At 55.1% G+C, this 23,687-nt stretch carries 24 protein-coding genes and 3 tRNA genes; 8 read left to right on the top strand and 19 right to left on the bottom strand.

Annotated elements, in window-relative coordinates; all coding sequences use genetic code 11:
• Positions 1 to 75 precede the first annotated feature (75 nt).
• Positions 76 to 151, bottom strand: a tRNA-Gly gene (locus TCELL_RS03180).
• Positions 152 to 244: 93 nt separating this feature from the next.
• Here TCELL_RS03180 and TCELL_RS03175 point away from each other — a divergent pair.
• Both TCELL_RS03175 and TCELL_RS03170 read left to right on the top strand, forming a co-directional pair.
• Positions 245 to 319, top strand: a tRNA-Glu gene (locus tag TCELL_RS03175).
• 66 nt (positions 320 to 385) lie between these two features.
• A complete protein-coding gene (locus tag TCELL_RS03170; protein WP_014737279.1) occupies positions 386 to 1,249 on the top strand; it encodes an MBL fold metallo-hydrolase in 864 nt (287 codons plus the stop codon).
• Between the two features lie 25 nt (positions 1,250 to 1,274).
• Here TCELL_RS03170 and TCELL_RS03165 read toward each other — a convergent pair whose 3' ends face one another.
• The 5 genes from TCELL_RS03165 to TCELL_RS03145 form a co-directional block, all read right to left on the bottom strand.
• Positions 1,275 to 2,036, bottom strand: coding sequence for an ABC transporter permease (locus tag TCELL_RS03165; RefSeq protein WP_014737278.1), 762 nt, complete (start codon positions 2,034 to 2,036; stop codon positions 1,275 to 1,277).
• 8 nt (positions 2,037 to 2,044) lie between these two features.
• The gene (locus TCELL_RS03160; protein WP_014737277.1) at positions 2,045 to 2,845 is read right to left on the bottom strand and encodes an ABC transporter permease; all 801 of its coding nucleotides are present in this window, start codon (positions 2,843 to 2,845) and stop codon (positions 2,045 to 2,047) included.
• Complete coding sequence (locus TCELL_RS03155; RefSeq protein ID WP_014737276.1) at positions 2,829 to 3,782, bottom strand: ABC transporter ATP-binding protein; 954 nt, start codon at positions 3,780 to 3,782, stop codon at positions 2,829 to 2,831. The genes TCELL_RS03160 and TCELL_RS03155 overlap by 17 nt, the downstream gene beginning before the upstream one ends.
• A gap of 98 nt (positions 3,783 to 3,880) precedes the next feature.
• Positions 3,881 to 4,255, bottom strand: coding sequence for a DUF120 domain-containing protein (locus TCELL_RS03150; RefSeq protein ID WP_014737275.1), 375 nt, complete (start codon positions 4,253 to 4,255; stop codon positions 3,881 to 3,883).
• The gene (locus TCELL_RS03145) at positions 4,252 to 6,078 is read right to left on the bottom strand and encodes an aldehyde ferredoxin oxidoreductase family protein (protein WP_014737274.1); all 1,827 of its coding nucleotides are present in this window, start codon (positions 6,076 to 6,078) and stop codon (positions 4,252 to 4,254) included. The genes TCELL_RS03150 and TCELL_RS03145 overlap by 4 nt, the downstream gene beginning before the upstream one ends.
• Before the next feature lie 94 nt (positions 6,079 to 6,172).
• Here TCELL_RS03145 and TCELL_RS03140 point away from each other — a divergent pair, with 94 nt between their 5' ends.
• Positions 6,173 to 7,030 (top strand): hypothetical protein, encoded by an 858-nt coding sequence (locus tag TCELL_RS03140; protein WP_048163010.1) that lies wholly within the window; start codon positions 6,173 to 6,175, stop codon positions 7,028 to 7,030.
• Positions 7,031 to 7,035: 5 nt separating this feature from the next.
• Here the strand turns inward: TCELL_RS03140 and TCELL_RS03135 are convergent.
• Positions 7,036 to 7,109, bottom strand: a tRNA-Ile gene (locus tag TCELL_RS03135).
• A 347-nt stretch (positions 7,110 to 7,456) separates the two neighbouring features.
• Between TCELL_RS03135 and TCELL_RS03130 the strand changes: the two genes are divergently transcribed.
• Positions 7,457 to 8,260 (top strand): SAM hydrolase/SAM-dependent halogenase family protein, encoded by an 804-nt coding sequence (locus TCELL_RS03130; protein ID WP_014737272.1) that lies wholly within the window; start codon positions 7,457 to 7,459, stop codon positions 8,258 to 8,260.
• A 4-nt stretch (positions 8,261 to 8,264) separates the two neighbouring features.
• Here the strand turns inward: TCELL_RS03130 and TCELL_RS03125 are convergent, their stop codons facing one another.
• The 5 genes from TCELL_RS03125 to TCELL_RS03105 all read right to left on the bottom strand — a co-directional run bounded on the left by TCELL_RS03125 (position 8,265) and on the right by TCELL_RS03105 (position 12,951).
• Positions 8,265 to 9,083, bottom strand: coding sequence for a cation diffusion facilitator family transporter (locus TCELL_RS03125; RefSeq protein ID WP_014737271.1), 819 nt, complete (start codon positions 9,081 to 9,083; stop codon positions 8,265 to 8,267).
• 560 nt (positions 9,084 to 9,643) lie between these two features.
• On the bottom strand, positions 9,644 to 10,312 hold the full coding sequence (gene cas4, locus TCELL_RS03120; protein WP_157864692.1) for a CRISPR-associated protein Cas4: 669 nt from the start codon (positions 10,310 to 10,312) through the stop codon (positions 9,644 to 9,646).
• Between the two features lie 3 nt (positions 10,313 to 10,315).
• Positions 10,316 to 10,849: a class IV adenylate cyclase gene (gene cyaB, locus TCELL_RS03115; protein ID WP_014737269.1), complete on the bottom strand. Its 534-nt coding sequence runs from the start codon at positions 10,847 to 10,849 to the stop codon at positions 10,316 to 10,318.
• A complete protein-coding gene (locus TCELL_RS03110) occupies positions 10,849 to 11,877 on the bottom strand; it encodes a histone deacetylase family protein (RefSeq protein ID WP_014737268.1) in 1,029 nt (342 codons plus the stop codon). The genes cyaB and TCELL_RS03110 overlap by 1 nt, the downstream gene beginning before the upstream one ends.
• Positions 11,878 to 11,934: 57 nt before the next feature.
• Positions 11,935 to 12,951, bottom strand: a complete 1,017-nt coding sequence (locus TCELL_RS03105) for a single-stranded-DNA-specific exonuclease RecJ family protein (RefSeq protein ID WP_014737267.1) — start codon at positions 12,949 to 12,951, stop codon at positions 11,935 to 11,937.
• Positions 12,952 to 13,038: 87 nt separating this feature from the next.
• On the opposite strand from TCELL_RS03105, the gene TCELL_RS03100 reads away from it, so the two are divergent.
• On the top strand, positions 13,039 to 14,169 hold the full coding sequence (locus TCELL_RS03100; protein ID WP_014737266.1) for a DNA double-strand break repair nuclease NurA: 1,131 nt from the start codon (positions 13,039 to 13,041) through the stop codon (positions 14,167 to 14,169).
• Positions 14,170 to 14,198: 29 nt separating this feature from the next.
• Positions 14,199 to 16,202: an ATP-binding protein gene (locus TCELL_RS03095; RefSeq protein WP_157864691.1), complete on the top strand. Its 2,004-nt coding sequence runs from the start codon at positions 14,199 to 14,201 to the stop codon at positions 16,200 to 16,202.
• Here TCELL_RS03095 and TCELL_RS03090 read toward each other — a convergent pair.
• The gene (locus TCELL_RS03090) at positions 16,199 to 16,771 is read right to left on the bottom strand and encodes a CDP-alcohol phosphatidyltransferase family protein (RefSeq protein ID WP_157864690.1); all 573 of its coding nucleotides are present in this window, start codon (positions 16,769 to 16,771) and stop codon (positions 16,199 to 16,201) included. The genes TCELL_RS03095 and TCELL_RS03090 overlap by 4 nt on opposite strands.
• Entirely contained in the window at positions 16,731 to 17,588 is an 858-nt protein-coding gene (locus TCELL_RS03085) for a TIM barrel protein (RefSeq protein ID WP_014737263.1), read from the bottom strand. The genes TCELL_RS03090 and TCELL_RS03085 overlap by 41 nt, the downstream gene beginning before the upstream one ends.
• Positions 17,589 to 17,683: 95 nt before the next feature.
• Between TCELL_RS03085 and TCELL_RS03080 the strand changes: the two genes are divergently transcribed.
• Complete coding sequence (locus TCELL_RS03080; protein ID WP_014737262.1) at positions 17,684 to 18,238, top strand: NUDIX hydrolase; 555 nt, start codon at positions 17,684 to 17,686, stop codon at positions 18,236 to 18,238.
• On the opposite strand, the gene TCELL_RS03075 is transcribed toward TCELL_RS03080, so the two are convergent.
• Both TCELL_RS03075 and TCELL_RS03070 read right to left on the bottom strand, forming a co-directional pair.
• The gene (locus TCELL_RS03075; RefSeq protein ID WP_014737261.1) at positions 18,239 to 18,841 is read right to left on the bottom strand and encodes a class II aldolase/adducin family protein; all 603 of its coding nucleotides are present in this window, start codon (positions 18,839 to 18,841) and stop codon (positions 18,239 to 18,241) included.
• Complete coding sequence (locus tag TCELL_RS03070; RefSeq protein WP_014737260.1) at positions 18,831 to 19,538, bottom strand: MBL fold metallo-hydrolase; 708 nt, start codon at positions 19,536 to 19,538, stop codon at positions 18,831 to 18,833. The genes TCELL_RS03075 and TCELL_RS03070 overlap by 11 nt, the downstream gene beginning before the upstream one ends.
• Before the next feature lie 68 nt (positions 19,539 to 19,606).
• Here TCELL_RS03070 and TCELL_RS03065 point away from each other — a divergent pair, with 68 nt between their 5' ends.
• Positions 19,607 to 20,305 carry a diphthine--ammonia ligase gene (locus TCELL_RS03065; protein WP_014737259.1) on the top strand — a complete coding sequence of 233 codons (699 nt, stop codon included), beginning with the start codon at positions 19,607 to 19,609 and terminating at the stop codon, positions 20,303 to 20,305.
• Here TCELL_RS03065 and TCELL_RS03060 read toward each other — a convergent pair.
• The 3 genes from TCELL_RS03060 to TCELL_RS03050 are packed head-to-tail and all read right to left on the bottom strand — an operon-like array spanning position 20,289 to position 23,662.
• Positions 20,289 to 20,534 carry a hypothetical protein gene (locus tag TCELL_RS03060; RefSeq protein ID WP_014737258.1) on the bottom strand — a complete coding sequence of 82 codons (246 nt, stop codon included), beginning with the start codon at positions 20,532 to 20,534 and terminating at the stop codon, positions 20,289 to 20,291. The genes TCELL_RS03065 and TCELL_RS03060 overlap by 17 nt on opposite strands.
• A 56-nt stretch (positions 20,535 to 20,590) precedes the next feature.
• Complete coding sequence (proS, locus tag TCELL_RS03055; RefSeq protein ID WP_014737257.1) at positions 20,591 to 22,021, bottom strand: proline--tRNA ligase; 1,431 nt, start codon at positions 22,019 to 22,021, stop codon at positions 20,591 to 20,593.
• Positions 22,022 to 22,078: 57 nt separating this feature from the next.
• A complete protein-coding gene (locus TCELL_RS03050; RefSeq protein WP_014737256.1) occupies positions 22,079 to 23,662 on the bottom strand; it encodes a M28 family peptidase in 1,584 nt (527 codons plus the stop codon).
• Positions 23,663 to 23,687 lie beyond the last annotated feature (25 nt).

Genomic DNA, 23,687 nt, shown 5'->3' with positions numbered 1-23,687 from the left:
ATTGCGTCCTGGCGCGCTACGCCTGCTTAGCTAAGGGGTTTGCTGTTGAGCTCCCATGACGAAAAGTGTTCGGAGTGCGGCGGCCGGGATTTGAACCCGGGATTTCCGGCTTGGAAGGCCGGCGTCCTAGTCCAGGCTAGACGACCGCCGCCTACTCTCTATCTTATTGTCAGGAGTTTATATCCAATTCCGGCAGACTAGGGCCTGAAGGGATTTAACCCCGTTCGATGAATAGCATAGATTGGCCGCCGTAGTATAGCCCGGTCAAGTATGCGGGCCTTTCGAGCCCGTGACCCGGGTTCAAATCCCGGCGGCGGCACATGCTCTCCCCTGCGTTAGGCGATTATTTAACAGTGTAAATCCAGTCTCGTTCTTAGGGGTTACTATGAGAGAGCTGTCCTCGATAAGGCTCGTCGTCTTAGTGGACGACTACGCCGGGTTCACCGAGGGGCTGCTCGGCGAGCACGGGTTCAGCACCTTAGTCGAGTTGAGGTACAGTGACGGGCTGGTAAAGAGGGTCTTGTTCGACACCGGCGCCACGAGTAGGGTCCTACTGTTCAACGCGAGAAGGCTTGGCCTGGACTTGGGGCTCGTAGACTATGTAGTTGTTTCGCACAGGCACTGGGACCACACAGGCGGCATTCCTGGAGTAGCAAAGGTCAACCAAAAGGCGACAGTGATAGCCCACCCGGGGATCTTGGAGCCGGCCTACTCCATCGGAGAGCAAGGCCTAAGGTATATAGGGCTCACGGATGAGTCTAGGGGTGCCCTGGAGAGGTTTAGGACCCTACTCACGAAAAGCGCGTTCGAGTTAGCACCAGGCACATGGTTCCTCGGGGAGGTCGAGAGGTACTATGACAACAGGTACGCTGTGAAAGGCTTTAAGAAGCTGAGAGAGGGTGAGCTCGTCGACGACTCTGTACTCGACGACACCGGCATGGCTATCAGACTAGGCAGTACAACGCTCGTCCTAGCTGGTTGCTCGCATAGCGGTATTTCAAACATTGCGAGAAAAGCTAGGATGGTCGCGGGTGGGGACGAGCTTGTAGTCCTGGGCGGCCTTCACCTCGCTAACGCGGACGCTGAGACTGTTAGTAGAGTCGTAAGCGAGCTCGAGAACGAGGGCGTTGAGGAGGTCTACGCAGGCCACTGCACCGGTTTAAGAGGCGAAGCCGAGTTGCTGAAAGTATACGGCGACAGGATGAGGAAAATCCACAGCGGTTTTACAATTACCGCAGAAGCTAAGTAAGCGCTTTGGGACGTGTTAAAGGCAATCAACCTTTTTTCGTCAAGTTCCACAAGTAGAGGAAGTAAGACGCGAGCAGCAGTACTGCTGTCCAAGCGGCCAGCAGCAAACTGTCGATAACGACGTCTACTTCTGGTGTATAACCGAAAGCCCACCTATACAGCGAGGTAGCGATAGATAGAGGTGAGTACGAGACTGCGTCGGCGAACCCCCCGAATCTCGCGGCAATAACCCGTGGGGGGTAGAAGATATTGGAGAAGAAGAACAAGACGTAGTAGACCACCGACCTTATTGTGGCCTGCAGGTTGAAGTCCCTTGTCACTGTCGACAGAGCTATTGAGAGACCCGACATCGCAAAGGAGAGGGTTATCGAAGTGTAGATCACCACTAACCACGCGTACCCTCTGGGGACGCCGACGAGCAGCATCGCCAATACGACGAACCCGGACTGGTATATGAGGCCCCTCAAGGCGCCGCCAGTGAACCTGCCCAGTACGAGCTCTACCCTCGACACAGGTAGCGACAATAGGTAGTCCGACACCTCCCGCCTGAGCTCCACGCCCACCTCCCTCCCTATACTGAAGCTGGATATGAACAGCGCTAGGGAGAGTATGCCAGGCGTGACGAACTTGATGTAGTCGGGTATAAGGCTCCTGTTGATCATGTTGTTGAACAACAGGCCGAAGATCACTATGTCCGCGACGTTCATCACTATTTGCCCAGCTAGCCAGAACCTGTAACTCCAGAACCTCTTCAAGTCCCTAGTGGCTATGACGAGTACGCTCTTCATTTCAGACCTTACCTCCAGCCACCCGCCTCGAGTTTATGCGAAATGACGTATATCGCCAAGTACGAGAAGCCCACTGCGAGCCCCACGATGTAGGCTACCTGGCCCTGGGGTGGGAGGCTAGCGTAGACCGCGTACTCGGGTAGGAACAAAACCCTTAGGAAGTCGGAGACGCTCGATATAGGGTTGGCGAGAGACGCGTAGTAGTAGGGTAGCACCTTCGCTATTATCGGTGCTGGGTAGAACACCGTGCTGAGCCTGACGAGGAGGGCGTCGATAACCCCCATTAAGATGTCTGTGGCATCAGTTGACTTGACGCTCAGGACTACCGTTATTACCAAACCTACTACTCCCGCCGAGAACAAGTATATAGCTACGAGAGATACGAGGACGTAGAAGACGTTGTCCGGCCTGATCATGAACATTATGAAGGCGTACATTGGGAGGGTGAAGAGGAACGAGGCCACCGACCCTCCCAGGACGCGCCCCAGGGCTAGCGTGCTCCTCTTTACCGGGAGCGCCAGGTGGTACTCTACAATACCTTCGTCGAACTCGTCTGCGATCTCGTAACCCCGAGCTATGCTGACAGAGTAGACAAGCGTCGTGAAGACGCCGAGGAGGTAGAAGTCGTAGTAGTTGAGACCCGGGAAGGACCTGACGAGCAGGGAGATGCTCGTACCGAATACTATGACCTGTAGTATGAACCACGTTGTCCTCATAGCCACGAAAAGAGTCTGGCGTCTGAGCTTCCTAACGTCCCACTCTATTACGTGGAGGAGGTCTACGAGGTCTCGGCTACTGACTGCTCTCAATGAGCCTCGCCCCCGTAAAGTACATGAAGACGTCGTCTAGCGTGGGCTCTTTGATCATCAGCGACTTTACCTTAACTCCGGCAGACCTCAACATGTCCGCGACGAACAAGGCCTTCTCCTCGGCTCTCTCGACGAAGACCCTTATGACGTTGCCGCTGTAGTCGACCCTACCTATCTCGCTCAACATGCTCAATAACCTGTCCCTTAACCCGTCGCCCTCGATCGTGACCTCTATTACGTCGCCCTTGGGTATCTTGTCCTTTAGGCCGCTAATAGTGTCGACCGTGACCAGCCTACCCTTGTATATGATCCCGATCCGCTCGCAGACTTTCTCGGCCTCGAACATGTCGTTCGTGGCGATTATTATAGTCGAGCCTTCGTCTCTCATCATCTTAATGATATCCCAGAGCTTGTGCTTCGTGGGCACGTCTACTTGGGCCGTGGGCTCGTCCAGTATAGCCAGCCGCGGCCGCTGGATGAGTACCTTGGCCAACTCGACTTTCTTGCGCGTGCCCCCGCTTAGCTGGTAGAAGTACTTGTTCCTGTGATCCCACAGCTCGAGAGTCTCCAGAACCTCTTTAACAACGTTCTTGGCCTCCACTCTGCTGAGCCCGACCACTCTAGCATGCCACTCTAACAAGTCCTGTACTTTGTCTATCCACAGCGCCTTTGGGTCCTGGAACGCTATCCCGACAAGCTTCCTTACCTCGTAGTCCTCCTTCGTCACGCTGTGTCCGTACACGTATATGTCGCCACTAGTCGGCTTGTAAACTGTCGCTATCGTGAGCAAGGTCGTCGTCTTACCGGAGCCGTTTGGGCCTAGAAAGCCGAAGATCTCCCTGTCGTATATCTCCAAGTTCAAGTTGTCCACGGCAGTAAAGCTCCCGAAGCGCTTAGTGAAGTTCACAATCCTAACAGCTGAGGTCTTGCTTGACATAGTAAGCGCCTTAAAGAGTCAAGTCTCTCTCGTTAACGAGACACTCTTAACTAATATCGTGAAACCTATTTTAAACAATAATAGCGACTCGTGCCATCTCACGCTAGTAAAACAACCGTGACAGGGTCCCCGTCTTTCAGCCTGAGGTAGCCTCTCAGATACCTCTCGGAGACGATCTCTACTATCCTCGGTGGGTGATTCGTCTTCTCGGGTCTCACAACATAGACGCGGAGGTTGTGAATTAGACCCGGGTACGCCAACACGCCGCCGAGGCCCGGTCTAGGCGGTGGTATTCTCACGGGGTTGATCATCCCGAGAACTTCGCTTACGTAGACGGGGTTGTCGACCTCGATGTTGAGGGTGCCGGGGAAAGGGTCTATCTCTAGATACTTGATAAAAAACACCCTGTACAAGTCTACGTAGAGAGCCCCCTCGCCGAGACCGGAGACTACTCTCCCCGTTAAGGCTATCATACCAGTACTCCAACTCTCTTCAACGTGTCTTCGACGAACGTGAGTCCGAGCTTACTGAGGGTCTCGGGCTTCGGTACGCCGTTGCTGTCCCAGCCCCTCAGAGCGTAGTACTCCTGGAGCATCTGCTCGTACTTCGCAGGGTCTAGCTTGACACCCTTGTACGGGCCCTTAGTCAACGGGTGTTTGAACCACCTAGCCGGCGGGTAGTCGTAGTACTTGCTCCACCCGTCGAACTCCCTTATCCAGAAGGCCCTTATCAACGTGTAGATCCTGTTTGCGACCTCGCGTATCATGCCCCAGCTCCACTCGATACCCGTGACGTGGCTCAGCATCTTCAAGTAGTAGTCGAGGTCTAGCCCTAACTCCACCCACGGGAGCCTACACACGGTTAAAGACTCGAACATCCCTCCTCTCACGTCCTGAAGGTACACAAGCCTCTCGACTTTCTCCCTCGTGTATCCGAGCCTATCCGTCCTGACCTCGTAGCTTATGATCCAGGCGTCCTTGTGATGAGCACCTATAGGCGAGGTGCCGTATGCGAGCGCCATCGCTGGGGCTGCGTGGCAGTCGTAGGCCGATATCTCGAGGCCTTTAACGTGCATTGCGAACTCGAGCGCCTCGCCTCCGAGTGCCGTACTCATCCTCATTACGCCCTCTGCGAGGAACCCGCCCAAGCCACGCCTAAAAGCCACGTCCTCGGTGAGCTCTCTCACCACTTTGTAGTCGCCCCACTCGACCCTCTCCCTCACTAGGCCCTTCTCGCTGGCCTCCATGAGGAATCCAATCGAGTTCCCCAGCGAGATCGTGTCGAGACCGTACTTGTCGGCGAGCTTGTTTATGTCCGCCACCTTCCTCAGGTCGCCCAACAGTATGTTGCTACCCAGCATCGCCACGTTCTCGTAGTCCAGCTCGCTGAGCTCGTCGAGCTCGTCCTTTATCACGTTTCCGCAACCCATGTTGCAGTAGGGGCAGGCCCGCCTCTCGACTTTAAGCTTCTCCATCAAGTCCCCTGATATGCCCTCGTACTCCTCCCACACGCCTTCTCTGAAGTTCATAGTCGGTAGTACGCTGTTTTGCTGGCTCCACACTATTGTCGCCATCGTCCCCTGCCTTACCCAGTAGTCGTAGCCCTCTGCCTCCATGATCTTCTTGTAAGCCTCCTCGGCCGTTTTTCTCAGAGATTCTATGTCGTGGACGGGAGGCTGGAGAGTACCCTTTATCACAACGGCCTTTAAGTTCTTACTGCCCATCACAGCACCTATCCCGGGACGTCCACCGCTCCTCCCCTTCTGGGAGACAACAGTAGCGTACCTCACCATCTTCTCTCCGGCAGGTCCTATCGTCAAGATACCAACGTTCTTCCCGTGCTCTCTGACTAGTTTGTCTTCCACGCCGAACGAGTCTAGGCCCCATAGGTCGTCTGCGGGGTTTATACTCACCTTATCGTTCTCAATGTAAAGGTAGACAGGCTTCTTAGCCTTGCCCTGGATCACGATTGCGTCGAAACCAGCCCTCTTGAGGTGGTGGCTCGCCATGCTACCGATGTTTCCGTCACCGTAGCCGTTCGTCAGCGGGCTCTTGGAGGTCACCACCAGCTTACCACTACTAGGGAGAGGTAACCCGGACAAGGGACCCGAGGCTATCACTAGCGTGTTGTAAGGAGAGAGGGGATCCACTCCTGGGGGGTTGAAATCCCACAGGAGCCTTATCGCGAGCCCTCTACCACCCATGTAGTCTAGGAGAATCTTTTTGTCGACATCTACGATGCTGGTCTTCCCCCTAGAGAGGTCTACTCTCAGAAGCCGGCCCCACCACCCTTCCACACCGCACCCCTCACTCGATTACTAAAGCCGGCTCTCAGATAAAAGTTTATGTATAATGACCTACAGCATATGTTGAGTAGGCGTGGTGGCTGAGATGAGCCTGAGAACGCTGATACACGGAGAGGTGTACTACTACGGGTCGAAGGGGGTCGAGAAAGGTTTTTTGTTCATAGACGGGAGTAAGATTAGAGACGTCGGCGAGGAGCTGCCGCCGGAGTACGAGCTGTCGGAACTCGTGTTGAGGTATGAAAAGCCGGCGATAATCGTACACGGTTTTAGTGCCCTGGTACCAGGCTTGGAATTCCCGTTTAGAGGTCTAGACCCCGTCCAGCCCCCAATAGACGAGGTCGCGGTTGAAAAGCTCGTCCTTGCATCGCTGAGCGCGGCGTACGCGAACGGCGTCACACTACCCATACTAGTGGATACTCCTGACTGTAAAGTCTCCAGTGTGATCAGCAGACACGGTTTAACGGCTACTGTAATATCTCCAAAGCCTTGCGCTAAGCCAGGCGTCTACAACATCCTCATCGAAGAGGACATGCTCGTCTATAACGACAAGGTAATAGGAAAGTGGGGGGAGGTCGTCTGCGACCCCCGTAGTATTGGGGACAAGTGCCTCATACTAGACACGCGACGGGAGCACTCTAGAAGCCCGCAGGCCTGGTTCTCCAAGTCCGACAACCCGGGGTCTCTCTTGAGAACCCTTGTCCAGCCGTACAGGGTTCTCGGGCTCGACAGCGGGTTCGTCGAGAGAGGCTCTCTAGCCGACCTCGTGGTCTACGACCTGTCCGACCCAGTACTGTCCCTACCTCTCAGTAAGCTGAGCCCAGTAGTTGTGGCCATGCGGGGAGGGCCGCAGGTCGTGTTCGTAGGGGGCGAAGTGGCGTTCGAGAAAGGCGAGCACCTGCTCGTCCAACCACCCAGCATATTAGAGTATATAGCCAGCTTATAGAAGAATGGGCCCGCGGGGATTCGAACCCCGGACCTCCCGGTTATCAGCCGGGCGCTCCACCAAGCTGAGCTACGGGCCCCCATCTATCTGATTAGACTTCTTCTTTTAAAGCTTAAAACACGGCCCTCATCCACGTTACTCTTCACTCGCCCATCCGATTATCCGCTGTCAATCATCGGGCTCCACTAAGTAACCATGCTGGTAAGGGGGTTAATGACTTTATGAGCTTCTCCTCCCTCTAGGACTGACTCCGTCAATTAGGACAGGGAGGTTTGAGCTACATTACTTCTGGGGAGGGTTTAACCCTGGGCCGGGTTAGTGCTACAATGGGTCATCACGTGTCAGGCCGCCCGTCGTACTCATCCCCGGCTATTTAAGAGTTAGTTATAGTCGCCTATAATAATGTGTCTTAGACTGGGGCTTGCTATGCCTTTGATCGTCCTGTTAACGGACTACGGCTACAAAGACCCTTACGTGGGGGTCCTGAAGGGCGTAATCAAGAGGATAAACCCCGCCGCCGAGATAGTGGACTTGACGCACGGGATCGAGAGACAAAACGTTAGAGAGGGCGCCTTAGTCCTGAAGTCTTCCGCAAAGTACTTCCCTCCGGGCACCATCTTCGTGGCTGTTGTAGACCCGGGAGTCGGTAGCCAGAGGAGGAGTATTCTGGTAAAGACGAGGAACTACATCCTCATCGGGCCGGACAACGGACTTCTCTCACTTCTGGCTATAGAGGACGGTGTCGAGGAGGTCTACGACATAGGTGAGTCGAGGTACCGCCTGGAGAGGGTATCCGGGACGTTCCACGGCAGGGACATATTCGCCCCTGTGGCTGCCTACGCTAGCCTCGGCGTGCCGCTTAGTGAGCTGGGCACGAGAGTGGACTCAAACAGTATACAAGTGATCGAGATACCAAAGCCCTCGGTCCACGACGGGGCTGTGAAGGCGAGGGTCATATACATAGACGTGTACGGGAACGTGTTGACCAACGTTGAGCCTTGGCTCTTGGACTCCCTCGGCTGGAGAATGGGCGACATGCTGCTAGTAGAGGCGGGGAGTGTGAAGAGGGAGTGCACCCTTACCCGTAGTTTCAGCTTAGTCCATGAAGGGGGGCTGGCTTGTTATATAAGTAGCTTTGACTACCTCGAGCTAGGAGTGAACATGGGCGACGCATCTCGGGAACTCGGGGTTAGACTGGACAACGAGTTAGTGATAAGGAGGGCGGGCTAGACGCCTACGGCTCGACGTGAACCACCACTTCGATACCGTGCTTAGCCAGCTCTTTCTCGACCTTGTCCATGATAGCGTGCGCCTCATCTACCGAAGTCCCCGGCTTGACTCTTATTACTACGTCCCCCTGGTACAGCCCGTCGGCCACTTTCCTAACCCTTACCCTTGAGACTTCGACGCCAAGTTCTCTGACTACGGCGTGAACTCTCTCGACTACATCGATCGGGGCTACGTCGCTGTAGGAGAGGATGACCTCTCGGAAGCTGGACACCAGCTCGAAGAACAAGTAACCCAGTAGGACTAGCGCTCCTGCGTAGTCGATCGTGTAACTCACCGCCATCCCACCGAGGGACGACGCTATCGAGACCGAGCTCTCTATGAGTTCGATAACTGTAAAACCCCCGTACACGGCTAAGAAGCTCCTCGAGCTCTTCGATATGGCCACTGCTACCCCGTAGGGTACCACTGCGAGCGCTGCGAAAAGGGGGGACTCGTAGCCCACCTTGTAGGGGCTCCCGTAGGACTCTACTAGGTCGAATAACACGACTCCAGCTACGAACGAGTATACCATTAGGGTTGACACGGGGGCTCCCATCAACATCTTGTAGTGACCGTAGTGGTGGTCGAGGTCAGGGGGCTTCAAGCTCTCCCTGAAGTACTTGTAGGTCAGGGCTATAGTGACGCTATTTCCTATCGACGTCATAGCGTCGACGAACACGGCTCTCGAACCACCGGTGAGGCTACCGTAGATCTTGAGGAGACCGCCAGCTACGCTGAGAAGGACGAGGAGCAGTATGGTCCTGCCTACCCTGTCCCTCTCCACTCCGGGCACCCTCAGATCGTATACCGAGGAGAGAAATTGACCCTCACACCTATTAAACCCAGCGAGCCAACGGCCGGTTGAGTAGACAACACTTTAAACACCTGGAAACCATGTACCTATTCGAGTGATGAGCTCGGGTATTTGACTACCTCGACGGGATGAAATGGGTCTTGAGTGCTGACAGGCCATGCAACACTGGTGTGGCACGCCAAAACAAAGGGCACACTAGCCATTCGAGGCTTTGTTCGGCTGTAATGGTCGCTGTTAACCCCTGACGCACGCCCGTCCTCGTAGCCACGCCCATAGTAAGCCGGGCCGGTAACGTGGCGAAGGCCCTTCGTAATCGGCCGGAAAAACTGGCATCTCCCCCGTACCTGGGCGTTGGCGTAAACAGTAAATGCCACGTGTTGCGTGTAGGGGCCTGCATCTACCTCCTCCGACACGTCTTCGGCGCCGGACTTGCCCGCGTGTAAAAACCGGGGGACTCGATCTCTAAACCCCTGGTGCAGAGAAGCATAGATGCTAGTTGAACCGATTACCCCATACCACGAGCATTACTGTCATAGTGTCGCCTCGCGCTCGGCTTCACCTTCGGGTCTCCTGTACGGGCATATCTTCCTGTACGGGCAGTAGCGGCACTCCCAGGGGTACATTGGGTGCTTCTCGTCCATTAAGAGCCTCGCCACCTCCTCCTCAATGTCGACGTGGAATGGCTCTACTACGTACTCCACTATCCTATCGGGTGAGACGTAGAGGAGGTAACCCCTAGGGGAGTTCAGGAGGTTGAGGTACATGTTGAGCTGGTGGACGTGGTGGTCGTAGGGCTCCCCCTGGAAAGTCTTCACCGATTTTATCTCGAGGACTTCCCTCGTCTCTATGTTGTAGGCGTCAACCCTACCCTTTAAAACGTACACGGAGCCCCCGACGATCACGTGTTTCTCCAGGGTGTACTCTGGAACAAACCCGTGTTGGAGCACTATAGACTCTATACCTGCGTGTATAAGGTTCCCCATTATAGCCGAGGGCTCAAAGCTGAGGGATAGCTCGGGGTACAGCTTTCTCAAGTGGAACTTGTGGTGACACGACACGAGGTCTGTCACGTACACTACACGGGGATCGGTCAGCTCGCTTATCCTGCTAACCTGGTCTCCCATGAATTTATTGTATATCAGAGAAAGGATGCGTCCTCCAGAGGCCCTGACATGGACTGCCTGTCTCTGGTGGGACAAACCTCACACCTTACTCTTCTCTAACATGAGTTCTAGATATGTTTTACCGACGAAGCCGCCGAACCAAGGAGTTAAAGCGACCTCTCTCAGTAGGGGTTCAATACCCTTACCCTCCACCTCGACGAAGACGCCTAGATCCTCGACTTCGTCAACGCTGACCGTCAACCCCCCGTTTCTTAGCGTGACCCTGTTCTTCCTCACGACGAACTTCCCTGTGAAGCCGAGCATCTCGAGCATCCTTAATACACTCTTCACCTGGCTCTCTTCGAGCCTGGTCTCCAGCTCGAGCCTGGTCTTAATGAAGCCCTCGTTAACCCTAGGCCCCTTATACGTCAGGATGTAGGCGTCACCACTACTACACCTCCTGTACCTAAACCTCAACGCCTCGTCTGTCTCGGCGAAGTCCCTACAGGGGTGCGTGTAGTAGACGTCCTCTTCGTAGCAGGAGTCTACGTACTGGAACCCTATACTCGTAAACCAGGTTACCACAGCCTCCCTGCTACCGTTAACCCTTATCTTAGCCTCGGTCTCGTACATCACCCCACCCTCTTCGCCAACTGCTCATAAACACCCCTATTGACCTGCTCGTTGAACCTGGCGACGCCCCTAGGGCTAGTTGTTGGGGTGTAAGACTTGTCTAGTCCAGCGAGACCCTCAATGAAGGCTCTAAAGCCCTCCTCGAGCCCCCTTGTATAACCACCCTCGAGTACTACCAGAGTAGGGACGCCCAAGTCTTTCACGAGTCTCCCCAGCCTGTAATACGACGCCTCAGACAGCGAGAGGTCGGCCAGCCCGTCGTCTGCGTATCCGTCGAAGCCCGCGGAGACCACGAGCGCGTCGGGCTGGTACCTTGAGAGTAGGTCTCCAACGTAATCCAATGCCGCCGTGTAAGAGTCGTCGCCCGTATAGGGCTGGAAGACAAAATTCGCCTTGAAGCCGAACCCCTCACCCTCCCCGATTTCATCGGGATACCCCGTATACGGGTAAAGGGTGTCGGGGTGTTGGTGGAGGTCTATGTGGAGGATCCTCTCCCTGTAGAATATCTCCATTGTACCGTTCCCGTAGTGGACGTCGAAATCTAGTATAGCGATGTTCTTGAAACCCCTGTGCCTGAAACCGAGGACGCCCGCTGCTGCGTTGTTCAAGAGGCAGAACCCGTTGCTCGAGACGCCTCTCGTCCTGCCCCTCTTCCCGGCGTGGTGTCCAGGAGGTCTAATGACGAGGAAGGAGACGCCTCTCAGCTCGCTCGCGAACCTGTAAGAGAGTAGAAACGACTCTAGCGCCAGTTCGAGACTGTCAGAGGCGATGTATGTATCGCCGTCCAGGAGAGCGGTACCTCTCTTAGAGATGTCGATTAGTCTCTCGATGTAGTCGCGGCTGTGGACCCTACTAGCGACGTCAACAGCCTCTCCAATGTCCGTCACGTCGCTCCACACTCTATACGTTACCGAGCCCATCCTCTTGAGAGTGTCGAGGATCTTACTCACTCTACCAGGATTCTCGGGGTGGTCGAACCAAGGCCTGTGCTTTGTCAACGAACTCCTTGTTATGATTACCTCGAGCAAAACACATTGCCTCAGAAGTGTAGGTAGGTTCCCAGGGCTTTAATACCCTTACAGAGCTCAAGCAGTGTAGAAAAGGGCCTGCTGGAGGGCGTCCAGTATCACTTTCTTGTCGATCTCCTTCTCTACTCTGACGATCGCGAGATTCGGGTGTCCCGCGATGTCGTATGCCACGCCTTCTCCCACCAGGTACTTTGCTATCCTGTAAGCTCTACCCCGCGAGGCCTTTATAACCAGGAGACTGTGGTTCTTGTTCGTATCGACTAGCAGGGCCACAGGAGCCCTAAGTATGCTCGCGAGTTTGGAGGCCAGTGCCGTGGCTCCGCGCTTCTTCCACTTCTTCCTCGCGTCTATAAACCTTAGATCCCCGACCTTGACCGCCTCGATCGCGAGGGACATGGCCACCTCTCTCAGCTCGCTGTCTCTCTTATCGATCACCTCCTTGACCTTGTCCATGACCTGCTCGTCAAGAGGCATCGGTAGCGGCGTGGGGTCTGCCAGCCAGTTCACGATCTTGACCCACAACTCGTCGTCTCTGACCGCTGTCAAAGCCTTCGAGATCGTCTTCGTTATCTCGAATATCTTCATGTACTCGGGTGGCACCCTTTTACCGGCGTCCATGTACCTGACCGCCATTGCGAAGCTCTCGAGCCGCTTGTGTACTCTAATGCCGTTCTTCGAGAGCTCGTCCATTAGAAGGCCCACCGTTGGTTGCCTGTGGTCTACGAGGAGGACGTCTACTATCTGCCTAAGCTCCTCCTCGTGCTGCAGTGTCGACAAGTGGTGGTCTACGTACATTATCTTCCCTACTCCAAAGTGCTGTTTCATCATCTTCAGCACGTTGCCGGTGAACGGGACGTATGGGAGATCTAGGAAGACCACCAGGTCGTAGTGTGTCGAGATGCTGTTGAGCATGTACCTCAACCTATCGGGGTCGACGGGGACCCTGTCTACTATGCTCACGCTTTTGAGCGGGTAGAGGGACAGCTTCTCCTGTGTGTAGACCAGCAGGGCGGCCGAGACGATACCGTCGGCATCCCAGTCGCCGGCGACCAGTACTCTCTTGGGCTTCTCCATGGGTCGACACACTAACGGGCTCAGCCTAAGCTATAGAGACATAATTAAACCAATTTTAAAGGATACATTAATACTCGGTAAACACGTTTGGCGTTCAGCATAATTAGCGCACTATACGAGATAAGCAGAAGCTCGGGCCGGGTCGTCAGGGTAGAGGAGTCTAGGCAGTATACCGTGACCGTCGAGAGCGGGGACGTGGAAGGGTCGGGGGTCGGGGTCTACGAGCTGGGCCGCGAATACTGCACACAGGCGATGCCGAAGGGTATCGTAGGCGTGGACAGCAGTAGCCGCGTCGTGGACACTCCGTACATGTTCATAGCCGTGGGCTCAGCAACAGGGATCAGCAGGCTAGGCCTCAGAGCGTTCGATATACCAGCTCCCTCCTCGATATTGACACAAGGCGACCACAAGTACATACTAGTTATACCAGAAGTGGAGCCGTTCAACTACAACGTGCTGGCGGAGCTGGGAGTCGAGTATAGAGACCCCTCATCACGCCCGTACCCGCCCGAGTACAACAAGGCTCTAGCCCTCGAGGAGCACCGCGTAGAGCTCGAGAACAAGGTACTCGAGAACGTGTTGGGCTGGGGCGAGCTAGTGTTCCTAGACGGCCCCCTCTTCCTCCCCACACACCCGGTTACAGAGGCACGTGGAAGAAGCCGTCTCATAGATGTATACAAGGAGAACTGGAGTCTACTGATGAGAAGGAGGCTCGAGATCGTCGAAAAGATCGACTCCACCACTAGGGTCTTCGGCATCGTCAAGAGGTTACAGTACACTCACATCCTGTCGCGCGACGACCCGTTTAAACTTGGGGTCGAGAAGGTCAGCGACCACGCGTACTTGTCGATCTTGTCTGAGAGGATGTTCGTTGGAAAGAAGGCGTCCCCCTTCGCCCTAGGGCCGATCCACGTCAGGAGCGAGATCGACGGGAGAAAAGTGGATAGGAGCATGTGGTATATATGCGTGCCTAGGAGGTTCGTTGGGGGTGAAACAGGGAGCTACGTCTTTTTCAGGGTCGAGACGCTCGGCAACGCGAGTAACCTAAGGGACATCCAGCCTGTTCTCTTCGACTCCGTCTGCACTGGTGCGGGCATCCCGCTAAGTATTGTCATCGCCGACCAGAGGGCTAAGAGGCTCAGTGAGGCAATCGCGAGGAATGTAATGCTAGCCGTCGGCGTAGACCGCGAGTCGACCCTCCAGTATTTAAGTCCATAGATCGAACATTATATCGATGGATGCTCTACATGAGTGAAAGTATTATCAGAGAGTTGAGCTCTAGGGCTAGTAAGGCCGTCGAGACAGCGAATAAGCTCGGGGAGGTAATAGGTTTCGTCTCGCGGACTAGCCCTTCCTTAATAGACGAGGAGGGGGGTCTCGTAGTATTCGATGTAGACCCGGTCATCTACTTCGACAAGTTTGTCGACGTGGCCTCTGCCGGGAGCTTTCTTGCCGTCGTGGATTTGAAGACAGGTCACGTGATCAGCCTACGCGTGATATCGGTTGAGAGGAGGGACATCCTAGCCGAGTTGTCGATCCCCGAGGTCTACACTCCCGCTCTCAGCCCTGAGGTCACAGGTCTACTGACTAGGACTCGCGTTAAGGCTAAGCCTCTCCTGTCCTACGACCCCGAAACCTCGACCGTGAGCATAGCGAACTACGTGGTGGAGCCCCAGAGCCCCGTCATCAGACCCCGCGAGGCGTCCACAGCACAGTTCATGCTGGGACTACCCACGACCGGCGTGTTCGTAGGTTTCGTCACCACAGGGGACAGGCCCATATTCGACGCACAAGTACCCCTCTTCCTCCCGGTGAACACGTTTTACCAACACGTACTCGTCCTGGGCACTACAGGAAGCGGGAAGACCACCCTGCTGAAGAACATCGTCACGTCGATTTATAGTAAGTATGACATAACTACTTCACATGACGTTACTATCATAATCCTAGACCCGAACAAGGACTACGTCTCTCTACCGCTGAGGCCTGTCTTCCCCGAGGACGTACCATACAGCGAGAGGGCGCTAGTCGAGTACTTCTCGAAGAAGGCCAGGAGGCCGGACGGGCTTGTCGTAGTCCTCCCCATTACAAACCTGGTCGTTGAGCAGTACGCTAGAGGCTCGCAGACCTGGGCTAAAGCGCTGAAGGACATAAGCGAGGCCTACGTCTCGGACACCTACGGGCCCTTCTTCGAGAGGTTTAACTGGGCTTGGAGCATAAGAGAGCTCGTCGTACACGAGGAGCCGGGCCGTAGCCCGTTGAGGTTCGTGAAGATAGTCGTGACAGTCAAGTACCCAGAGGAGGAGTCCTTCACCCTCTACATTATCCCCTACAGCTTCAGGTTCAGCGACTTCTCGCCTAGAGAGTTCATTGTCTTAAACCCCTACTTCACTAGGCAGGCCAAGGACACCCTCTCCAGGCTAATGAAGAGGCTGGAAGACCTAGGCAGCCCTATTAAGACCCTCAACGAGCTCTACGACCTACTCCGCGTCGCAAGGTACTACATGGAGCACAAAGGCGGCACGCCAACTGGAAGGTGGAGAGAGCTGGTGGAAGTCGTAGAAGACCTTGCAGTCCACAAGAGCACCCTGGAAAACATCTTGAGACAGCTAGGCTCGCTGATCGACACGGGCGTCTTCGATATAGGCGTGGGGGGTGGAGAGGACTACCTCGTGGAGCCACCGATCTCCGACATCCTCGAGAAGCACAAGACCGTGTTCTCTGACCTCCCTATAGTAGTCGACCTCGACTTCCTCCAGGAGTACTCGCCGGCGGACCCCGAAAAAGTGATAGGCATAGCAGCCTACAGAATCCTCAACAGGGTCTTTGAATGGAAGCTGGCAAAGAGCAGAGAGCGGATGAGGACGCAGCCCGTTGTAATATTCGTCGACGAGGCGCACAGGTTCTTCCCCTCTAAGGGAGGGGGGACCGAGGAGTTTATAGAGCACGTGAGTGGCATGATAGACAGGATCGCGAGGCTGGGACGTAGCAGAGGACTCGGGCTCGTCTTCAGCACTCACAGCCCAGACGACGTCCACGACATAATCCTCCAACTGGCGAACACGAAGATAGTGCTACGAATGGACAAGACCCACGTCTCCTCGCTCGACCTACCTCCCGAGTACAAGGACTTTGTGACTCGCTGTGGTGACAGAGTGGGGGTGCTCAAGAGCCACGTGCTCAGGCTAGGCTACGTGTCGTTCAGGACACCTCTCACTATCGCGGGGCACTACGACTTGTCCAAGGTCTAGCGTTTCATCCGGTATATCACGTGGACAACCCTGTGGACGACCGTCTCAACCGATAACGCCAGTAGCAGGGACAGCACCATATAACCAGCTACCCGGTTTAAAGCCAATAATACTGCCGAAATGAACAGCGCGACCACTCTCTCGCCTCTCTCTATCAACCCTACTCCTTCGAGCGGGACCCCGAGGCTCTCAGCCCTCGCCCTAGTGTAGCTGATTAGGAGGGATACTACCACCAGGGCGGTGACCATGCCCCAGTCCACTCCGAAGTTTACGAAGGAGACGATCAAGAACACGTCGGAGACTCTGTCCATGAACGAGTCTAGGAAGGCCCCTAGCGGTGTAGCACGGCCAGTCGCCCTAGCCACAGGGCCGTCCAACATGTCCATAAGCCCTGACAGCGCAAGGAGGGCGGTATAAGCGGGTATGTCCCCCTTGAAGGACAGCAGGAGGGCGAGAGTCGAGAAAACCAGGCCTGCCAAGGTCAAGTGAACGGGTCTAACTCCCAGTCTTCCTAGTTTTCCTCCTAGTTCATCTACCTTCGCCCCCAACCTCTTTCTCAGCTTCCCCAACACAAGCTTCACCGCAGACCTTGGCACAGATGTTCTTCATTATGATGGCGTCATGTTCAAGAACGGGGCTCTCGCTTATAAAAACACCCTCTACGCCGACTTCTGCGAGAGCGCTACACACGATCTCGAAGTCCGGGCCGTACCCTAACTCGTTGAGCATGTGGTGTTCCCTCTCCCCGCCACGCCCGTACTCGATCCTGGAAAAGTGCATGTGGAGGGGTTTGAGAGCCCAGCTACCCAGGTTCTTCTCGATCTTGTCCACCACCCAAATGACGTCGTCTTTGGATACTATGAACCTCCCCTCGTACCTGGCATAGAGGTGGGCCCAGTCCACTACAGGCCTCGTACCAGGAACCCTGCTGGATATCTCTATGGTCTCATCCAAGTCGCCGACTTGTGACGTCTTGCCTGTGGTCTCGGGGCCCAGCCACACGTTCTTCGCCCCGATCGAGTCCCTGTAGTCGGCAACAACATTCAAATTTTCTATGACAGCTTTCAGAGCTTCTTTGGGACTCGGCATGTCCTTGTAGTAGCCGGGGTGGAATACCACAACGTACGCCCCCATCCAGTAAGACGCCAGAACGCTCTGCTTCAGCCGCTCAATGCTCGCCTCTACGGTCTTGGCGTTCTTGCTCGACAGGTTTATGAAGTAGGGGGCATGAAGGCTCAGAAGAATATTGTTTTTCGCCGCCTCCTCGCCGAACGCCCTTGCCTTCCCCTCTGTGATGTTCACCCCCCTGACGGCCTCGTACTCCATGGCGTTCAAGCCCAGGTCTCTCAGGAAAGCCGGGGCCTTTAGAATGTCGGTAGACTTCATCGAAAAGGGCTTGCCTGCAGGTCCGAACCTGAATCTCAAAACTCGACCCCTGACTCTTTTATTTGCGTTAAAGATGGTTTAAATGGTGTCGAGGGGTGTGGTGTACGGGGGACGTTCCCAAGGTTCTAGAGGAGCAGGTATTGTTCAGGGGCTTGAGGTTTGACGTGATACGTAGGCACTACGAGTACGGGTCGCGGAGGTTCGCCAGAGACGTAGTGGTCTTCCCCGAGAGCTCTGTAGTAGTCCCGTTCGTCAACGACAACGAGATCATCGTTATAAGGCAGTTCCGAGCCCCTATGGGCGAGTACATTGTCGAGGTTCCAGCAGGCGTCCTAGACAAGGGGGAAAGCCCCGAAGATGCCGCTAGGAGAGAGCTGGTCGAGGAGACGGGGTTCTACCCGCGTAAGCTGACAAGACTAGCGACAGTCTACCCTGTGCCCGGTTATAGCACAGAGGTAATGCACATCTTCGAGGCGGAGGGTCTAGAGTTCAAGGGGGCAAAGCCCGAACCTCACGAGCTAATAGAAGTGACCAGAGTACCCTTCAGGGAGGTACTCTTGAAGGTCTTGGGAGGCGAGATAAGGGACGCAAAGACGGTGATAGGAGTCCTACTGGCAGGTTACAGGCGCGGGCTACTAGGGCTTAGGTAGCTACTTTACTAAGAAGAGCCACGCGAGAGTATACTTGGCTACGAGCTCCAAGGCCACTATGGCGTCCATCGCCTCTTCGACTGTCCGCCCCCACGCAAAGACGCCGTGCTTAGGGACGATAACGACCCGCGCCCCAGAGGCAAGCTTGCTCGAGACTTCCTCTGCCAACTCCATGCTCCCGGGCTGGAACGGCTCGGCGACCTCTGCTTTGCCGATGCTGTACTCCACTTCCACTAGACCTGTCTCCCACCACCTTCTCCGCGACCTGGACTTCGTGAAGCGTTCCGTTAAAGCAAGAACTAACGGGGGGTGAGCGTGGAGTACTGCTTTCGCATCCTTGACCTTTTTGTATGTCAAGACATGGGCGTTGACCTCGATCGAGGGCTTGAACCTCCCTCGAGACTCGCCTTTTTCCATGTCGTAAATTACCAGGTCTTCAACCTTGAGCCACTGCTTAGCGACACCTGATGGCGTGATGGCTATGTGCCTCTCGTCCAGGAGGACACTGCCGTTCCCTCCTCTAGGGTTTATTAGTCCTAGCTGGAAAAGCTCGCGCATAGCGAGTACTAGTTTTCCCAGCTCGCCCTCCTCGCTAAAGGTCAACTACGTCACCTGTTCTCAGATACCTCACGTCCAGCTTAAATCTCTCCGATAGTAACTCACCGACCAAGCCCCCGCTACAGTGAAGAGGAAACACCCGCTCGGCACGTAGCCTCAAGGCTATGTCCTCGGCAAACCCTCTCACAGTCTCTGGCGGCGCCGTCTCAAGGTGGAAGCCTCCTATCACCGTGGTTACCCTGTACCTGTTCGAAATGTCCGCTAACACCCCCCTGACAGCGGGGTGGAAGCAGCCCGTGAACAGGGCGTACTCCCCTCTACCACTCTCGAGTTCGACCAACATGAAGTGCTCCCATGGAGGGCCGTGGAAAGGCCTCGAGATCACAACGCCATCGACAACCCTCGTCTCCTTCACGACCTCTACTGGGCTCAGCTGCCATTTCTGGGCTTGCCTACCGAGCGTCTCCATGGAGGCGTAGGGGAGGTAAAGTTTGGCGAAGGGCGCCTCCCACCCTATGGCTTCCAAGCCGCCTATGTGAGGCGAGTGGGCGTGAGATATCACCACGTGGTCTACTAAGTCCAGTGGGAAGCCTGACAAGCCCGCGTTGTTTGCTATTACGTAGGCGTCGGGGCCTGCGTCGAAGACTATGTACAGCCCCTTATACTCCACACCGATTGATAGGCCCCTCTTCTGTTCAAAGCCCTTCCTGGGGGCACCACCCACTAGAACGTAAACGCGCATGATTAAACTCCTGTCTAGTAGACATACTCATATAAAGCGGGTGAAGAGATATAACCAGCGCGGCTGTCATGTTTACCGGCGGCAAGGACTCCTCCTCGGCCTTGCTAAAGGCTTCGATGAAAGGGTACAAGATAGCCGTTCTCGTCTCGGTGATCCCCCATTACGACTACTCCTACTTATACCACAGACCACACTTCCAAGCACTAAGCCTACAGAGCTATTCTCTCGGTGTACCTCTTGAGACCGTAAGCGTTTCTAACGAGAGCAAGGAGAGAGACGTGCTGGAGAAGGCGCTAGACCGCGTGAAAAAGAAGTACGGAGTCGAGTCGCTCATAACAGGTGGGCTGTACAGCAGGTTCCAGAAGAGGGTCTTCGAGGAGGTGGCCGGTAGAGTGGGGCTCGAAGTCTACGCTCCCTGGTGGGGGGTAAACGAGGAAGAGTACTTGTACAAAATCCTGGACATGGGGGTTAAGTTCATAATAGTCCGGGTCTCGACAATGGGGCTGCCACATAGCTTAATAGGAAAGGAGATCACCAGGGAAGACGTGGACTCTATAATCAGGCTCTCGAAGAAGTACGGCTTTAACCCGTCGTTCGAGGGCGGTGAAGCAGAGACCCTTGTCGTCGACATGCCGCTCTTCAGGTACAGGCTGAACGTAGACGGCGTGGTGAGGTCTGTGACCGAGTACGAGGGATACCTCGAAATAAAGAGAGTCGCTCTTGCTCCTAAAAACGCCTGGACGCCACAGGTCACTTCTTGGTGCTGAGGTAGACCGCTATTGTATCAGCCAAGTGTTGGGGCTTAGTGTACCACTTGTCGTATTTGAAGTCCTTGTTGTCTATGGTAACCACCACGTAGTCGCCCTCGTCTTTCACGACCGCCCTAACGCTCCCTCCCATGAGGACGGACGTGACGTTGGCACCCCTGTCCTGGAATGTCACGCCGCGAACTTTACTAGCAAGTTGTATCTTGAATTGTTTTATGTACTCGCTCATCTAACCACCCTGTCGTAGGATATTGAAAACTTTAGAGTCCTTATAAATGTCTCGATCTAGTACGTCACACCCAGGAGAGCGTACCTATCCGGCTGCTTCTCGCACAAGTTCTCAAACTCGCTCAGAGGCGGTAGCTCTATGGGCGACTCGACGATCTCCCCCAGTACATTCTTACCGTACACCTGCTCGAGTCTCTCGGCACACGCCTTAGTCCCGTCCCAGGCCGCCACTATGAGGCCCTTCTCCGTTTGGGGTTGCCTGTGAGGAATAATGGTCAGCTTCTTGAGGTAATCAAGAGCCCTGCTCTTCAGGTGGGTCTCGATCTGGAGCCATGTTTCTTTGAGCGTGTCTACGAGCTTTTCGAGAGGTACCGTCTTCTTCTCCAGGTTATCGCGCCTGACTATTGTGACCGTGTTCGACGACGTCTCTCTTCTCCCGATCTCTACTCTCGTGGGGACCCCCTTCAGCTCCCAGTAGTAGTACTTCCAGCCTGGCGAGTGCTCTGTGTCTAAGTCTAGGTGGGCCCTCACGCCGCTCTCCTTTAGTACTTTCAGTACTTTCCTTGCGTAGTCAACGACGTCTTCCTCGCCTTCTCTGAATATAGGTACTATGACTACCTGGATGGGCGCTACGACAGGGGGGAAGAAGAGGCCCCTCTCGTCCCCATGGACTGCTATTACGGCTCCTAGGACTCTCTCGCTAACCCCGTAGCACGTCTGGTACACGAACTTGTACTGCCCATCGCTGTCGAGGAACCTCAGGTCGAACGCCTTGGCAAACCTCTGACCCAGGTTTATTACACTCCCTAGTTCGAGCCCCTTCCCGTCCGGTGCGGCAGTTACGAAGTCGTAGTTGTACTCAGCACCAGCGAAGGTGTCCCAGGGCGGTGTTTTGACTATGAAGTAGGGGAGGAGGAGTGAGTCGAAGAACTGCTTGTAAATTGATATTGCCTCTTTGATCTGCTCCTCGGCCTCCTGCATTGTGGCGTGCGCCGTGTGGGCCTCTATGAAGCCCATTATCTCTCGTACTCTCAGGATGGGGTGGGTCATCTTAGTCTCGTACCTAAAGACGTTAACCATCTGGTACATTTTGAGAGGCAGGTCTTTTCTACCCTTGATCCAAAGGTTCCACATGTAGTACATTACCGTCTCGCTAGTGGGCCTAACGAGCAATCTCTCGTTGAACTTCTTGCTCATAGTGCCTTCTACGACGAAAGTCTCGCCACCGAAGCCTTCGAGAAAGTCCTTCTCCTTCGAGAACACAGACTCGGGGATAAAAGTCGGGAAATACGCCTCCTGGTGGCCTGTCTCCTCGAGGAGCCTTATCAGGATGCCTTGAGCGAGCCTAAGCGCTTTGAGGCCGTATGGCCTCCATACTATCATACCCTTGACTGGGTACCTTATGTCTACTATGTCCGCGTCGCGTAGTATGTCGTGGTACCACTCTGGGAAGTTACTGAATTTATCGATCTTCGACAATACAGGCACCTTGACTCTAACCTTATTGAGTTGAGATACCCAAAATAACTTTTAAATAAGGCGCGATCAGACTACTCCCTTCATCCTCGCAACGATGTTGTTCGACTTCTCCAGGTACCGTCTCACCCTCCTCCTGTAGACCTCGGCTAATGCCAAAGCCGCGACACTCCTGTTGAAGTCGTTCACGAGGAGCTCTATTAACAGCCCGTTGTCGAGGGCCTCGACAGCAAACCTGCCGCCCACGCCCTTCTCGACCTCCTCCATGACTCTTTTAACGGCGACGACGTCCTCGAGAAGCCCGTAGCTCACCTCGAGCCACGGTTCGTAGTAGGCTACCGTTGCGTGAAACTCCTTCAGAACCTTGGCTTTCTCCTTGAGACTGCCAGCGCTGTCCAATATCATCGCGATTTTGCCAGCAAGGTATCTAAGCTCCGAGTCCCCGTAAGGAAAGAGGTCTTCTGGACGGCGTTGTCCGAGGTCGGTCTCCTGAGTCGACAGGCACACGGCGATGTTGGCTGTCAGCTCCGCAAGCCTCTCGACGAGGCGTCTCAACCGCTGCTCTTCTACAGCCTCCTCGACGTGCCCCCTTGACAAGTGGCGTGGCTGGTCGTGTACTGCCACGGAAGGTATTGAGTGTAGTAGGTAGCTGTAGGAGTCGAGGTAGGGTAGGTATCGCGACCCATCGAAGTAAGCCTGTACTCCAAGCGCAGCTTTCTCAGCACAGCCGTCCAGTAAGGGGTGAGAGGAAACCCTCACGCTCTCTCCGCTGAGGTTGTCCACTGTTATACTGGCTATGACTCCCTCGTCCTTCCCCCTAGAAGCCAGTGCCTCGAGGAAGTACCTACTCCCCCACGACCAATACCACGTCGTTAGCCCCGGCGATCCGAACTCTTTCGCCGTAAAGCTGACGAGAACCACATTGACTGCACGGCTTATTTGTCTCAGGAGGCGAGCAACCTGTAGGAGGGTCTCTAGCCCAGCGAGGTCATCGTAGTACCCGCTCAGCCAGTGGTCGTGGTGTGCGGTGACGTGGACCTCCAGTTCCCCTCTACCGTTGAGGCCCGCTACGACTGTTTTCCCTACGGCGCCTCTCACGAGTTTAGCCTTACCCGACAGCCCTATCCTTGTACCAGAGAGCTTGGCCAGTCTCCTCGCGTCTTCTGCTTTAATGGAGACTACCGGGACCGCGGGTGGCGAGCCTGCCTCCAGCGATATCCTAGCCGAGCCCGACACTACTTCTCTCTTGAAAGAGTCCCTAGTCGGGTCGTAGGTGATCACACCGCTAAACCCCCTTGAGACTGCCTCCTGTACCATCTGGCTCAGTCCTAGAGCGCTACCCGTGTAGCCGGCGAGTAGTATTGAGCCCTCGGGTGCCCGGTCGGGCATATCCATGGGGGTTTGAGAAACTACCAGTCTGCCTTCTACCTCGAAATCGGTTACAGGCGGCATAACACGGCACTCCACAACGGTGTCCCCGGCTACTACTCGGCAGCTCTCCTCCACCCACGAGACGACTGGGGTATCGAAGACCTTGACCCAGTCTGCTACTTCGACAAACAGCTCTTCAAGACCGCGCACAACTACCTGCTCGGTAGTGGAGCCTGTTACAACCTCCTCTGCAAAAGGTCCTCTAAAGACGCGAAGCCCCATTCAGACACCGCAGCATTATAATGTT

It is taken from the genome of Thermogladius calderae 1633 (assembly GCF_000264495.1).
Lineage (GTDB): Archaea > Thermoproteota > Thermoprotei_A > Sulfolobales > Desulfurococcaceae > Thermogladius > Thermogladius calderae.
Note: the sequence above shows the minus strand (reverse complement) of the source record. Positions and strands in the feature narration are given on the sequence as shown.

Excerpts from the sequence above, each read along its gene's own strand:
- TCELL_RS03165 (WP_014737278.1), bottom strand. The coding sequence starts at position 2,036 with ATGAAGAGCGTACTCGTCATAGCCACTAGGGACTTGAAGAGGTTCTGG.
- TCELL_RS03130 (WP_014737272.1), top strand. The coding sequence starts at position 7,457 with ATGCCTTTGATCGTCCTGTTAACGGACTACGGCTACAAAGACCCTTAC.
- TCELL_RS03095 (WP_157864691.1), top strand. The coding sequence starts at position 14,199 with ATGAGTGAAAGTATTATCAGAGAGTTGAGCTCTAGGGCTAGTAAGGCC.
- TCELL_RS03085 (WP_014737263.1), bottom strand. The coding sequence starts at position 17,588 with ATGAAGTCTACCGACATTCTAAAGGCCCCGGCTTTCCTGAGAGACCTG.
- TCELL_RS03150 (WP_014737275.1), bottom strand. The coding sequence starts at position 4,255 with ATGATAGCCTTAACGGGGAGAGTAGTCTCCGGTCTCGGCGAGGGGGCT.
- TCELL_RS03060 (WP_014737258.1), bottom strand. The coding sequence starts at position 20,534 with ATGAGCGAGTACATAAAACAATTCAAGATACAACTTGCTAGTAAAGTT.
- TCELL_RS03070 (WP_014737260.1), bottom strand. The coding sequence starts at position 19,538 with ATGCGCGTTTACGTTCTAGTGGGTGGTGCCCCCAGGAAGGGCTTTGAA.
- cyaB (WP_014737269.1), bottom strand. The coding sequence starts at position 10,849 with ATGTACGAGACCGAGGCTAAGATAAGGGTTAACGGTAGCAGGGAGGCT.
- TCELL_RS03050 (WP_014737256.1), bottom strand. The coding sequence starts at position 23,662 with ATGGGGCTTCGCGTCTTTAGAGGACCTTTTGCAGAGGAGGTTGTAACA.
- TCELL_RS03155 (WP_014737276.1), bottom strand. The coding sequence starts at position 3,782 with ATGTCAAGCAAGACCTCAGCTGTTAGGATTGTGAACTTCACTAAGCGC.
- TCELL_RS03065 (WP_014737259.1), top strand. The coding sequence starts at position 19,607 with ATGTTTACCGGCGGCAAGGACTCCTCCTCGGCCTTGCTAAAGGCTTCG.
- TCELL_RS03140 (WP_048163010.1), top strand. The coding sequence starts at position 6,173 with ATGAGCCTGAGAACGCTGATACACGGAGAGGTGTACTACTACGGGTCG.
- TCELL_RS03105 (WP_014737267.1), bottom strand. The coding sequence starts at position 12,951 with ATGGAGAAGCCCAAGAGAGTACTGGTCGCCGGCGACTGGGATGCCGAC.
- TCELL_RS03170 (WP_014737279.1), top strand. The coding sequence starts at position 386 with ATGAGAGAGCTGTCCTCGATAAGGCTCGTCGTCTTAGTGGACGACTAC.